We start from the raw sequence: 12,846 nt of genomic DNA, 5'->3' as shown, positions 1-12,846 counted from the left end.
CTGGGTGTTCATCGGCATTGCGCCTCCGTTGTGCTGAAGCTGCTGTAGCGATCGTTCGATGCGCGAGCCGGCAGCTGATAGCTCAACCGGCACTGCTGGCTGCCGTCTTCGCCCCAGCGCACGGTCAGCGTGCCGCCCTCTTCGCCGCCGCGGGCGAACACATGGCCGCCCTGGCCCACGGCGCCGATCTCCAGGCCCTGCGCGTCGAGCACCTGCGCACCGAATGGCAACGCCTCGCCGTTGGCCAGCCGCGCCTGGATCAGCACGGCGCGGCCGGTCACGGTTTCGAATTTCAGGGGCACCACCGCACCCGCGCGCGGCGCCACCTGCAGGCGCGAGGATTGGAGTTCGACATCCATCGAGGTTCCCTTGGGGTCCAGCGACACGCTGTTCATGCGGTAGGGCATGAGGTCGGAAACCACCGCATAGCCGCGGCCATCCACCCGCCCCTGGGAGCCGTTGGCCAGCAGCGCGCCGCTGGCGCCCTTGGCTTCCAGCACGCCGATGGTTTCGCTCATGCGCTGCGCGAAGGTGATGCCGCCCGCATGCACAACGATGCCGCCAGAAGCATTCACCGTCGCCTGCCGCTGCTGGCTGGACCAGGTGTAGGAGCCGCCCAGCACGGCATAGGGCGTCAGCCAGTTGATGCTGCCGTCGACGCTGCCGGAGCCATGCTGGCTGTCGCTGGCATTGAGGTTGTAGTTGACCTGGTTGCGCTCGCCGGCCATGCCGCTGAGGCCGGCGCGCAGCGAGGTGCCCTGCGCGCCGCCATCCGCGGCGGTGGCGCTGAACATCGGCGGACGGCTGCCGCCCACGAAACCCAGCGGCATGCTGAAGCTGAGGAAGTACTGCACGTCCGTCCTGCCGTAGCCGTTGTAGGTGCGGCTCGCGGTGAGGCTGTAATTGACGCTGCGGAAACGGTTGTTGTAGCCGAGCTGGTAGGTGGTCACCTTGGGCTGGCCGTTCCAGTAGCTGTAGTACGAGCCGCTGGCATACAGCGCACCGCCGGCCTGCCCCAGGCGCTGGTTGAGGGTGAGCTGGAAGCGGTCGCGCGCGCGATAGCCGGGCGGCGCCGTGCCGGTGGCGACATCGTTCTCGCGGACATGCAGCGACGCGGCGTCCGCCAGGTCCAGGTAGTCGCGGCTGGAATACCGATACGCCGCCAGCGCGAAGTTCGTGTCGGTGGACGGGATGGTCTTGCTGTAGGTGGCGCGCACGCTGTAACCGCTGAACCGGTCGTTCTGGAAACGCGGCTTGGCCCACGAGCCGGTCACGTCCAGCGAGAAGGCGCCGACCGGAGTGTTGACCGCCGCGCCGAGCAACGCGCTGCGATAGAGATCGCTATTGGTCGCCTGCGCGCCGGCATAGCCGGTCAGCCAGTTGTTCAGGCCGCGCTGGTAGGTGGCCTCGGCAAACGTCGGCAGGCTGCCGCCGAACGAGGCGGTGTTGCGCACCTGGCCGGCCGTCACCGCATAGCGCGACATGCCCGGCCGCAACAGGCGCGGCACCGCGGCATAGGGCACGCTGAAGCTGCGCACGCGCCCGTCAGCCTCGATCACGTTCACCTGCAGGTCGCCGCCATAGCCGGTGGCGTAGAGGTCGTTGATCTCGAAGGCGCCCGGCGCCACCGTCGTTTCGTAGATCAGGTAATCGTTCTGGCGGATCTCGACGCGGGCGCGGGTTTCGGCGACACCGCGCACGGTAGGCGCGTAGCCGGTCATCGAGTCCGGCAGCATGCGATCGTCGGTGGACAGGCTCGCGCCGCGGAAACCCGTCGACGCAAACAGCTCACCGCTGGTGAAACTGTCGCCCAGGGTCAGCTGTGAGCGCAGCCGCTGCACGTCGTGCTGGGCGTAGGTGCCGATGTGTTGCCAATGGTTGTCGCCATGGCTGGACCAGGTGGCCGTGGTCTGGTCGCGCAGGCGCCAGCCGCCAAGGTTCAGGCCGGTGTTGAGGCCAAGGAAGGCGCCACGCTCGCTGGCGCCGTGCGCGGGATCCGACTGGTAGGCGCTCAGGCTGTAGCCCAGCGTGGCGGCGGTGGCGCCGCGATCCCACAATGCCGGGCTGACATAGCCGCGCGCCTGCCGGTTGAGGCTTGCCTGCGGAATGGAAACATCCAATCGCTGCGCGCCGGCGTCGAATTGGACCTGCGCACCCGGCACCACCTCGGCCACATCGATGCACTCGCCGCCAGCGGACGCGTGCGGGTCGATCCTGTCCATGGCGATGCCCATCTTTTCCAGCTGCGCGCGGCTGAAGCAGGCGGTGGCGGTACGGCGCGAGGCCACGTCGCGGAAGCTCACGTCGTCGCGCGACAGGCGGATGTCGTTGACGAAAAGATCGACGCGATAGGTGCCGGGCAATACCGTGTTGGCGCGCTCGAAACGCGAGATGTCCACCTTGGCCTGGCCAAGACCGCCAAAGCTGGTGTTGAAATCGACCGCATCGGCATCGGCACTCGACGTCGCGGTGGAGGCGTCCGGGCCTGTGCTGGCAAAGGCCCATTCCGGCAACGGGCTGAGCGCGACGAGGATCAGCCCGACGATGCGCTTGCGGCGCATGCCGTGGGGCTCATGACAACGAATGCCTGGCTTGTGCGTGGACATCGTGATCCTCGTGGTGCGGCCGCGATCGAAAGTGCGGCAGCGGGTTCCGGGTGCGGGGCCCAGGCAGGCTCTGCCTGGCTGGCAGCCTCGAAGCCACCAGGTCGTGGTTGGAATGAAGCGTTGGGAACGGCAGTGATCCGGCAGGTGGCGTCAGCCCGGATCCTTCGGTTCCGCCTTGGGCGGTATCGGATCAACGGGCATAGCTCGCCTCGCGCTCGTCGACGCCGCCGTAGTCGTTGATGACATCGAGCACGAGCCGATTCCCTCCGGCTGGCTCACCTTCCACCGGCAAGAGCTGCGTTCCCCTGGCCGGGCACATGCCGCCGCCGGCCACGGATGTGCGCGCAACATCGGAAGCCTTGAAGCGCAACGAACCGAAGGAAACATTGAAGGCCGATGGATTGGTGCACTCCAGCGCGTAGGCACTGCCCTGCCGCACCAGCCGCCAGCTGAGCTTTTCGTAGGCATCGGCGGCGTTGCCTTCCAGTCCCTTGGGCCGGTAGAACAACTTGATGCGCGTGCGTATGGCGAACTGCATGAAATTCTGGCTCTCGCCCTCCTGCGCCTTCGGCCGCGGCGGTATTTCCAGCACGTTGAGCCAGTACACCGACTCGCGATCCTGCGGCAGGTCCTTGCCGGTATAGATCACGCGCAAGGACTGTCCCTTGCCCGGATCGATGCGCGACATCGGCGGCGTCACCGTGAACGGCGCCTTGGCCGTGTCGGCGGTGGCCGTGCTGTCGCCGTCGTCGACCCAGGCCTGCAACAGCCGTGGCGACTCGTTGTTGTTCAAGAGGCTTACCGTGACCTCGCGCTGCCCGGCGGGATAGATCACGCGGGTACCGACGATCTGGATGGCGGCCTGTGCCGCGCCCGCCCATCCGCAGAGCGCCAGGGCAAGCACGCAGGCTGTTCGGGCAAAGGTGTTCATGAGGTCTGTCTCGCCATGCAACGGAGAGGGAGCGAGGCCGGTGCGGTTGGCCTCGCCCTTCCCGGGTCAGTTGTAGGTCACCGAATACTCGACGTTCGTATCCACGAGGCCTTCCGTGGCGGCCGTGCCGACGGCGATGTATTGCGCGATGAAGTTCAGCGTGGCCGTGTTGCCCGCGATGGTCGCCTGCGGCGAGTTGGCGCTGGTGTACAGGTTGACCGGCTGGCTGGTGGCGGCATTGACCAGCGCCACTTCCACGTTCTGCGCGTAGCCGGTACCCGTTGTGTTCTTCAGGTTGCCGGTCGTGGCGTTGACCAGCGGGCTGGATGCGGGCTCGAAGTTGAGCGACGCGATCTTGCCGTTGGTGCAACCGGTGGCGCCGGTGCCGCCGATGGTCAGCGAGAACGGCGTTGCGCCGGCGGTCTGGTTGGCGGCGGCGAGCGTGCTCACGCCTACCGTCGGCAAGGTGATGATGATGTCGCCCGTGCCACCGCCGGTGCCGGCGCCGCCGGTGACGTCGCAGGTGACCGTGGTGATGTTGCCCTTGAAGGTCAGGGTGCCGTCGGCCGCCGAGGCCGCCTGGGGAGCCCACGCGACCACCGCGCATACGGCAGCCAGAGCCATGGAGAGGAGAGTCTTGTTCATGGAGAGTGTCCTAGAGGGTGAATCTGCGGAGTTGAAGCTTGCTGTCACGTGGATGCCCCGGACCGCTGACTGAGAACCGTGGAAGGGGCATGGCCGCCGAGTCGAATAGCTCGTCAGGCGGCAAACATATTTTTCACGCCGACTCCGCTTTTGCCTGTAGGACTAGGCCTAAAAATCGGTGTGTGATGCGATGGAACCGTCGTCGTTCACCATCGGTTTGGCCGTCCATTTGCCGATACGCCGCGGCACATGGCCGCACGTTTTGACAAGCGCCGGAGCCATCACCCGCATCCGAGGGCTTTCGTATCGAGCCTTCCCGCGATGGCACACGACGTGCCTCGGTTTTTTAGGCCCAGTCCTACGCTTGTACCGCGATCGGCTCTCTAGCATGGGTGGCCATTACCCAGCAGCCGCGCAGGCGTCGTCATTCGTGACGGGTGGGCCTGGGCCCACAAAGTACCTCCGCGATCCGCTGATGCCCCGGCAGGCCAAGTCTTTCCGCTTGTCGGACTCGCGTGCCATCCGTTGCCCCAGACCCGGTTTTCTCCTTGCCCATGATGCGTCGACTTCACCAATGGCTTGCCGCCGGCGCGGGACGCAAGGGTTCTCCGCGCGGTTCGGACAACATTGCGTCGTTGCGCCGCCGGCAACTTCGCATGACTTACGGCGGCGGCATCGCGCTGACCGTCGTCGCTTCGCTGGCATTCGTGATGGTGATGGTGCTGGCCATCGCCGACTATCACGCGGCCCAGGTGAACACGCTTCGCGATGCGACGCGCGTGATCGACTCGTTGTTCGTCCAGCGTGACGCGTTGTACGCGCAAAGCGTGGACCGGGCCGAGCACGCCTGGCGAAAAGCGCTCCCCCTGCCCGGCGATGACGACATGCTGGCAAGGCGGTTCGTCGAGGACGGACGGCGTGCGGTGATTCGGGCCGACGCCGAGGCGTCTCCCTGGCTCGTCACCGATGAGGGCGCCTTGTCGCGGCAACCCGCGCGGCTCGAACGGTACCTGCGGTTTATCGAGAAGCTGTCGGTGGATACCGGCCATTCGCCGGCCTGGCAGGCGGGCACGACGACGTATTTTCGCGACGCCGGCCAGTCGTTCGTGGCGTTTTCCGGCGCCGGTCTCGACGAAGCGTCGTTGCGGCGCGCGGCCGCGCACTTCACCCTCGCCGCGTTTCAGGCCGCCGTGCCTGGCGCGCCGGCCGAGGCGCCCGGTACCGCCGTGGCGCCGCCGACCCAGCCCTCGTACAAGCGGTCCAACCCGTCACCGATACGCACGACGTTCGGACCCGATCCAGTGAGCGGCCATCTCGCCATCATCAGCGCCTACGAGGCATACGACCGGGGTGTCCCGTTCGGGACGTTCGCCGTGTTCGATCCCATCGATCGCTTTACCGCGCCGTTGCGCGAGCTCGGCGACATCGCCCTGACGGTGGCCACGCCTTCGGGCGAGGTCGTGCTCAGCACGGAAAAGGCCATGGGCGCCGTCGTGCCCGTGCCGGCCTTCCGGCCCGGACGCCATGGCGATGACGTCGCGCACCGATGGCACGGGGGGCGCATGTACCTGGCCCGCCCCGTGCGCGGCACGGACTGGATAGCCATGTCGACGTATGGCGCCATGGACGTATGGACGTCCATTCGGGACGTGGCGTACGCGGCCACCCTGCTCACGGTACTCATGGTGTGGGGCGCATGGATGCTCCTACTGCGCCTGGATCGCCGGCTGTTCGCGCCGGCGTTCGCCCAGGCATCGAAGGTCTACCAGAGCGAGCAGCTCAACCGCGCCATCGTCAGCGGGTCGCCCAGCGGCATTTGCGTCATCGATGCCACCGATGGCAGGCCCCTCATGCACAACGACGTGATCGAGGGGTATGCGGCCAGCGCGGCCGAGGGCCCCGCATCGTTTTACCGGCAGCTGCTGCAGGGACATGCGGACAGCCGGCGCATGGCGCCGGAACGTCCCGACGTGAGGGAGTTCGAGCTGCTCGTTGCCGGCGAAGGGGAGCATCCGGTGCGGCACCTGCTGGCGGCGACGGCCTCGATGGACTACGACGGCCATCCCGTGCTGCTTTGCATCCTGCGCGATCTCACCGCGCGCGTCGAATCGGAACAGGCGCTGGAACAGGCTCGCCAGGCGGCCGAGTCGGCAAACCGCGCGAAGACGTCTTTCGTCGCCACCATGAGCCATGAGATACGCACCCCGCTCAACGGCATCCTTGGCCACCTGGAACTGCTCGCCAAGACGCCATTGCGCGCGGACCAGCAACAACGGCTGGAACGGATCCGGCACTCGGCGGACGCGCTCCAGGTCGTCATCAACGATGTGCTCGATTTTTCCAAGATCGAAGCCGGCCAGCTGAGCATCGACGATCGATCGTTCCGCACCTACGACCTGCTGGAACAGGTGACGCTGCTCTATGCGCCCGCCGCCCAGGCCAAGGGCATCGAGTTGCGCTATGTCATCGCGGCGGACGTGGCCACGTTCTATCAGGGCGCCCTGACCCAGATCGAACAAGTGCTGCGCAATCTCCTGAACAACGCCATCAAGTTCACCGCGACGGGACGGGTGCTGATCCGCGTTTCGCGCAGGCTGCTGGACGACGATCGCCACTGGGTGCGTTTCGAGGTGATCGACTCGGGCATCGGCATGACACCGGCCCAGCAGCGGACGGTGTTCGAACCGTTCGCGCAAGCCGACGCCAGCATCGGCCGGCGATTCGGGGGAACGGGCCTGGGACTGGCGCTGTGCCGGCAGTTGAGTGCGTTGCTGGGTGGCTCGATGTCGGTCAGGAGCACCGAAGGCGTGGGCAGCGCATTCGCTTTCGACGTGCCGTTGCGGTTGTCCAAGGACGAAAGCGCCGCCCTGGCGCATCCGTTGCAGGACGAGCGGATCGCCCTGCTTTCGCCGGCGGCCGAATGGCGTGAAGGGATGGAACGCCGCTTTGCGATGTGGGGAGCCGAGACGATGGTGGCCGCGCATCCCCAGCAGCTCGACCCGGCGTGGGTGGCCTCCGCCGATGCACTGGTGGTCTTTGGCGACGCACGCGGAAGCTGGAGCGAAAGCGAAGAGACCAGGCTGGGGGCGCGCCGCCTGATCCGCGCACGGCCCGACGGGCCACTGTTCCCCGAACGCCGCAACGGCACGTTCTATGTCAGCTGCTATTCGACGGATGCGCTGCTGCGGGCACTGCGTTGGAGCGAAGGCCGCGCATGGAGCGACGACTCGGCCGATCCGGTTCCGGGAGGCGGCTGACCCGTGCCGGGCGCGGGTCTGCTGTTGAAACGCCATGAGGGAGCGAGCGAGACTTCGGTGGACGTCTACGAAGGCGCGTATCGCCTGCGGTCACCAACCGGCAAAAGGTGGGTCACGTCGATGAGCGGTCAAAACGTGGTGGTCGAACCCAAGGCGCTACCCGCGCTGCACCGCAATCAGCGGCGATTCCTGTACCTCGGCGGGGCCGTGGTGACCTTGCTGATGGTGGCGACGATATTCGCCATCGCCTTGTCCAGCATCCGCGACTATCACCGCCAGCAGCGCGAGATCTTCCAGGAAGCCGGCACCGACATCGACGCACTGCTGGCACGCCTGAAGCTGCAGCACCGCAATGCGATGCGCGTCTTCAGCAGCCTGTGGCTGACCCAGCAGCCGTGGCTGCAGTCGGTCGGCGCGCCCCTGCAGAAGCAGTTTGCCGCGCAGGATGGCCAGTTGCTGATCCAGGTGGATCCGCCGAACCAGCCCTGGCTGATCCTGGGCGTGGACACCACCGGCCTGCCCGATGCGACCCAGGCTGCGATCCTCGGCCTGGCCAGGGAGGCGTCGACGCTGGCACCGGCGGCGCGCGGCGGAAAACCCGGGACGCGCGCCTACGTCTACGATCCGCTCGGGCGAATGTTCGGGATCGAGGGCGTCGATACGGAAGCGCAGCTGCTCGGCGCGCTGCACGTGCAGACGCGAAAGCAGGCGCTGGAACGGCTGATGCTGGCCGACGACCGCTGGCAGCGCGAAGCCGTCCATGCCATGGGCGCCCCGGCCGTGGACAACCGGGTCGCGCCCCTCTTCCTCGGCCACGATCCGCTGACGGGGGAGCCCGCGATCGTGGAGGGGCTGCGGCTGCCCTTCGCACCGGATTCCGGTTCGCGCGCCATCGTGTTCGAGTCCCTCGGCCAACTGGTGGAGAGCCTGTCGCCGCCCGCTTCGGTCCGGCTGGTATCCGCAACGGACGAAACCATCCTGGGCGAAAACCAGGCGCCCGACGTGCACAAGGCCGACCCGGCCCTGCTGCAGGAACTGCATGACCACCTGCCCAGGCACCATGGCCCGGTCCTGTTCAGCAAGGGCGGCATGTACAAGGTCGCCGGCACGCTCCGCAACGCCGACTGGACACTGGTGCGGCTCTACAGCCGGCAGCAGATGCTGGTGGACATAGGCCATCGCCTGCTCCCGTTCTTGCTGGTCACGGCGCTGATCCTCGCCATCCTGTGGACGCTGCTGCTCTACACCGACCGGCGGGTTTTCGCGCCGGCCCTGGCGGGCGTCGAGCGTGTCTACGAGAGCGAAGCGCTCAGCCGCATCATCATCGAAGCCTCACCGGTGGGCCTGTGCCTGCTCGACCCGGAAAACCATCAGCCGATCATGGAGAACGACGTGATGCGCGGGTTCGCGGCGGACAGCGCCGAACCGCCGTCGAGCCTCTACGCCCGGCTCGCCGCGGGGGCCCCGGCGAAGCCGGCAGGTCCGATCGCCGGCATCCGGCCGGGCAACTGGAATTCCAGCTGGACGTAGAGCGCAGGGACGGCGAAAACCGCAACCTGCTGGTGGCGACCGTACCCTACGTGTACCGCGAACGGCGCGCCTTGCTTTGCGTGGTGCGCGACGGCACGGCCCAGACCGAAGCGGAGGAATACCTGCGCCAGACACGCCACGAGGCGGAGCAGGCGAGGCTTTCGGCGGAGGCGGCCAACCGCGCCAAGTCGTCCTTCGTGTCGATGATGAGCCATGAAATCCGCACCCCGCTCAACGGCGTGCTCGGTCATCTCGAACTGCTCTCGCATTCCACGCTCGACACGGCGCAGCGGGAACACCTCGGGCGCATTCGCCAGTCGGCCGAACTGCTGCTGACCATCGTGAGCGACGTGCTCGATTTCTCGAAGATCGAAGCGGGCCAGCTGGCGATCGACCCGGTGCCGTTCGCGCTGCGCCCGCTGATCGAGCAGACGGCGTTGCTCTACGCGCCCCTGGCGCTGCGCAAGGGACTGCGCCTGTATTTCGGCATCGACCCCGCGCTGGAACCCAGCTACGTCGCCGATGCGAACCGGATCAGGCAGATCCTCAACAACCTTGTGAGCAACGCGGTGAAGTTCACCGAGTCGGGCCGGATTCTCCTGCGCGCGTCGCGGCTCGCCGGCGGGGAAGGCGAACCGGACATGCTGCGCTTCGAGGTGATCGATTCGGGCATCGGCATGTCCGACGAGGAAGTGTCCCGGCTTTTCGAACCCTTTACCCAGATCGACGCCAGCATCTCGCGCCGCTTCGGCGGCACCGGCCTGGGCCTGGCGCTTTGCCATCAACTCGGCAAGTTGCTGGGCGGACGCATCAGCGTGCAGAGCACGCCTGCCGTGGGCAGCATTTTCGCCCTGGACATTCCGGCGGTGCGAAGCACCGAAGCGCAACCGGACACCCGGCATCTGCTGCGGGGTTACCGGATCGCGCTGTTGTCCGGCATGGCGAAATGGCGCCAGGAAGTGAGCGCATTGCTGGGCGGCTGGGGGGCCGACGTGCTGACCGTGGGCCTTCCCTCGGAACTGGACAAGCACTGGGTGCGCGACGCGCACGCGCTGGTGATTTTCGGGGAGCAGCAATCCTGGAGCGACGAGGACGAATACGCCTTGCTTGCGTGCGCGCGACGCGTGATTCGTGCCTACATGGACGGGCCCCTGCTTCCGCACCGCGTCGATGGCGCCTGGCTCATCTCCTGTTATTCGAGCGAGGCCTTGCGCGCGGCCATCGTGCGCGAGGATGCCGACGAGCCGATGGCAGGCGACGCGCCGTCGCTTCCAGCGGCGGCGGCGCCGGCCACCGGCGATGAGTCAGCGCCTTCGCCCGTTGCCGACGATGGCCAGCCTGCCAGGGGACGAGTGCTGCTGGTGGACGACAATCCGGTGAATCGCGAGCTGATCCAGCAGCAGCTGGAAGCCCTGGGCTACGCCACCGCGACCGCCGAAGACGGCGAAGCCGCCTTGGAGCTGTGGACCAACGGCGACTTCGACATCGTGCTGACCGACATCAGCATGCCGCGCATGAACGGCTACCAGCTGGCGCGCGCCTTGCGCGACCGGGGTGTCACGCTGCCGATCCTTGCCGTCACGGCGGCGGCGCTCACCAGCGAGCGGTCGCGCTGCAGGGAGGCCGGCATCACCGACCTGTTGCTCAAGCCCATCTCGCTCGGCCAGCTCGAGGCGGCCATGAACCGCCACGTGCCCCGGCAGCCCGAGCCTGCCGCGGACGCCACCTCGCCGCCGCAGGCATGGCCGGTGTCGCCAAAGGTGCGGGAGATCTTCGTCCGTTCGGGAACGCACGATCTGGAGACCATCCTCGACGCCGTGAACCGGGACGACGAGACGATGCTCATGGACCGGTTGCACTCGTTGAAGGGCGCGCTGCTCGTGCTGGGCGAAGTATCCCTGGCCGAGGCATGCGCGACCCTCCAGGCGGAAGTGGACGATGCGGGCCTGCATGCCACCCGCGACGCCGTCGCGGTGCTCGAGCAGCGGCTGCGCGACACGATCGCCCGCTATGCGAGCGAGCCTTGAGCGTCGATGCGTCCTTGGACGCGGGCTCAAGCGAATTAGGACAGGTCCGACACACGTGCGCATCGTCTCGCGCTAGCGTGCCGTGCATACGGCAATGGGGGGATTTCAGCATGCGCCAGGGAACAAGCACCGGACATGAAACGTCCCCGCACCATGAAAGACGCACGGCTCAGCCCGGTGCAAACCCGGCGCCTGTTGCTCGATTTCAGCAAGCTGGACCTGGGCGCCCAATCGTCATTCATCAGCGAGTTGAACCGCTACATCCTGTTGTCGGAATCGCAGCGCCGCAAGCTACAGAACGAGTGGAAGCGAACGGTGTCGGATGCCCTCGGATGACGGCGCCCTTCACGGTATCGAGGCCATCCGCCGTACTTCCGCGGCATGCTTGAACAGATCGGCGTCGGAGGCGATGCCGAGCTTCTCCATGGCGCGGCTTTTTTGCGTGCTTATGGTCTGCTTCCTTTTCTGCAAGCGCTCGGCGATCTCGTTGATCGACACGCCGGCCATGTACAGCGCCAGCACCTCGGCCTCGCCTCGCGACAGCTTCGGCCTGGCCCTGGAAAAAGGAGCAACGAGGTTCGCGATGCTGGGCGATACATAGCGGCGGCGGACATGCGCGGCCTGCACGGCCGGTCCTATATGGGCGATGCCGTCGACCTTGCTCAGGATATTGACGATCCCGCTCGTGATAAGGGCTTGTATCAGGAAAGGGTCGTCGACGGCGGTCAACACCACGATGCCCATGGCGGGAAAGCGGGCACGGAGGGCGCACAGCAGGTCCAGGCCGTCGCCATGGCTACCGCCCGGCATGGCGTAATCCGTCACCAGCACGTCGCACGGGCGATGCTCCAGAAGCTCCATCAATTCGGACGAGTTGCCGACCGAACCGATGCGGGACACCATCGGGATATCGTCCAGCGCGGCTTCCACGCTCAAGCGGACCACCGGGTGGTCATCCGCAATCGCGACGCGAATGGGTGCATGGGTCATGATGGGCAGCCCGTCACGGCGAGCAGCCCGCCGCTGTCTTTGGTCAAGGGGCCGCCTCAAGGGCGCAAGGCATGGCCCGGGGAGTCATCACTATAATGTCCGCCATGGTGACCCGGGTAGTTATCGCAGATGACCATCCCACCGTGCTTGCGGGCATGGCGCAGCTGGTGTCGGGATTCCAGAACGTCATCCTGGCGGGGCAGGCAACCAACTCCACGTCGCTGATAGAACTTCTCACCAAGCAGGCCTGCGACGTCGCCATGATCGATTTTTCGATGCCGCACGGCCAATTCGGTGACGGCATCACCTTGCTGCGATTCCTGCAGCGCCGCTTTCCGGATGTCCGTCTCGCCGTGCTGACCGGCATCGAAAGCGGCAAGGTCGTGCGTAGCATCCTGGACACGGGCGTCGACGTCGTCGTCAGCAAGTCCGACCATTACAGCCTGTTTGAAACGGCGATCCGGAAAGCCTTGCGCGGCGAACCCTTCCTTTCGCCCCGGATGCGCGACATCCTGGCGGACTCCCCGCCCACGCCGGCGCAGCAAGGCGGCGGCATGCACGTGACCCGGCGGGAGCTGGAAGTGCTGCGCCTGCTGGCCGAGGGCCTGAGCGTCAAGGAGGTCGGTGAATATGTCCACCGCAGCCCGAAGACCATCAGTGCCCAGAAGGTGTCCATGATGAAGAAGCTGGGATTGGCCTCCGATGGCGACATCTTCAGTTACGCCGTCACGCACGGGTTGGTTCAATCCTCGCAGGCCTCGTTGAACCTGCATGCCTCGGCCCATGAAACCGACGACGAGGCCTGATCCCGAAGCGATGGACGTATCGGACGTATAGACGTCCGTAATGGCCGGAAATAA

General features: G+C 66.6%; 9 protein-coding genes. 5 read left to right on the top strand and 4 right to left on the bottom strand.

The window, feature by feature from the left end:
- Positions 1 to 8: 8 nt before the first annotated feature.
- The 3 genes from JMF82_RS00420 to JMF82_RS00410 all read right to left on the bottom strand — a co-directional run bounded on the left by JMF82_RS00420 (position 9) and on the right by JMF82_RS00410 (position 4,182).
- Positions 9 to 2,561: a fimbria/pilus outer membrane usher protein gene (locus JMF82_RS00420; protein ID WP_201312561.1), complete on the bottom strand. Its 2,553-nt coding sequence runs from the start codon at positions 2,559 to 2,561 to the stop codon at positions 9 to 11.
- A 235-nt stretch (positions 2,562 to 2,796) separates the two neighbouring features.
- Entirely contained in the window at positions 2,797 to 3,537 is a 741-nt protein-coding gene (locus JMF82_RS00415) for a fimbria/pilus periplasmic chaperone (RefSeq protein ID WP_201312560.1), read from the bottom strand.
- A 66-nt stretch (positions 3,538 to 3,603) separates the two neighbouring features.
- On the bottom strand, positions 3,604 to 4,182 hold the full coding sequence (locus JMF82_RS00410) for a fimbrial protein (protein ID WP_201312559.1): 579 nt from the start codon (positions 4,180 to 4,182) through the stop codon (positions 3,604 to 3,606).
- Positions 4,183 to 4,736: 554 nt separating this feature from the next.
- Here JMF82_RS00410 and JMF82_RS00405 point away from each other — a divergent pair.
- The 4 genes from JMF82_RS00405 (at position 4,737) to JMF82_RS00390 (ending at position 11,332) form a co-directional block, all read left to right on the top strand.
- Entirely contained in the window at positions 4,737 to 7,439 is a 2,703-nt protein-coding gene (locus JMF82_RS00405; RefSeq protein ID WP_201312558.1) for an ATP-binding protein, read from the top strand.
- 120 nt (positions 7,440 to 7,559) lie between these two features.
- On the top strand, positions 7,560 to 8,969 hold the full coding sequence (locus JMF82_RS00400; RefSeq protein WP_201312557.1) for a hypothetical protein: 1,410 nt from the start codon (positions 7,560 to 7,562) through the stop codon (positions 8,967 to 8,969).
- 32 nt (positions 8,970 to 9,001) lie between these two features.
- Positions 9,002 to 10,996, top strand: a complete 1,995-nt coding sequence (locus JMF82_RS00395) for a hybrid sensor histidine kinase/response regulator (protein WP_201312556.1) — start codon at positions 9,002 to 9,004, stop codon at positions 10,994 to 10,996.
- Between the two features lie 135 nt (positions 10,997 to 11,131).
- Positions 11,132 to 11,332, top strand: a complete 201-nt coding sequence (locus JMF82_RS00390; RefSeq protein ID WP_201312555.1) for a hypothetical protein — start codon at positions 11,132 to 11,134, stop codon at positions 11,330 to 11,332.
- A gap of 9 nt (positions 11,333 to 11,341) precedes the next feature.
- Here JMF82_RS00390 and JMF82_RS00385 read toward each other — a convergent pair whose 3' ends face one another.
- On the bottom strand, positions 11,342 to 11,986 hold the full coding sequence (locus JMF82_RS00385; RefSeq protein WP_201312554.1) for a response regulator transcription factor: 645 nt from the start codon (positions 11,984 to 11,986) through the stop codon (positions 11,342 to 11,344).
- A gap of 95 nt (positions 11,987 to 12,081) precedes the next feature.
- Here JMF82_RS00385 and JMF82_RS00380 point away from each other — a divergent pair, with 95 nt between their 5' ends.
- Positions 12,082 to 12,792 (top strand): response regulator transcription factor, encoded by a 711-nt coding sequence (locus JMF82_RS00380; protein ID WP_201312553.1) that lies wholly within the window; start codon positions 12,082 to 12,084, stop codon positions 12,790 to 12,792.
- Positions 12,793 to 12,846: the final 54 nt, after the last annotated feature.

Source organism: Dyella sp. EPa41, assembly GCF_016586165.1.
GTDB lineage: Bacteria > Pseudomonadota > Gammaproteobacteria > Xanthomonadales > Rhodanobacteraceae > Dyella.
The sequence above is the reverse complement of the archived record's forward strand: the minus strand, read 5'-3'. Positions and strand labels throughout refer to the sequence as shown.

Bases quoted from the DNA above. Each gene is read 5' to 3' on its own strand.
- JMF82_RS00390 (WP_201312555.1), top strand. From the start codon at position 11,132: ATGAAACGTCCCCGCACCATGAAAGACGCACGGCTCAGCCCGGTGCAA.
- JMF82_RS00410 (WP_201312559.1), bottom strand. From the start codon at position 4,182: ATGAACAAGACTCTCCTCTCCATGGCTCTGGCTGCCGTATGCGCGGTG.
- JMF82_RS00400 (WP_201312557.1), top strand. From the start codon at position 7,560: ATGAGCGGTCAAAACGTGGTGGTCGAACCCAAGGCGCTACCCGCGCTG.
- JMF82_RS00385 (WP_201312554.1), bottom strand. From the start codon at position 11,986: ATGACCCATGCACCCATTCGCGTCGCGATTGCGGATGACCACCCGGTG.
- JMF82_RS00380 (WP_201312553.1), top strand. From the start codon at position 12,082: ATGTCCGCCATGGTGACCCGGGTAGTTATCGCAGATGACCATCCCACC.
- JMF82_RS00420 (WP_201312561.1), bottom strand. From the start codon at position 2,561: ATGCGCCGCAAGCGCATCGTCGGGCTGATCCTCGTCGCGCTCAGCCCG.
- JMF82_RS00415 (WP_201312560.1), bottom strand. From the start codon at position 3,537: ATGAACACCTTTGCCCGAACAGCCTGCGTGCTTGCCCTGGCGCTCTGC.
- JMF82_RS00405 (WP_201312558.1), top strand. From the start codon at position 4,737: ATGATGCGTCGACTTCACCAATGGCTTGCCGCCGGCGCGGGACGCAAG.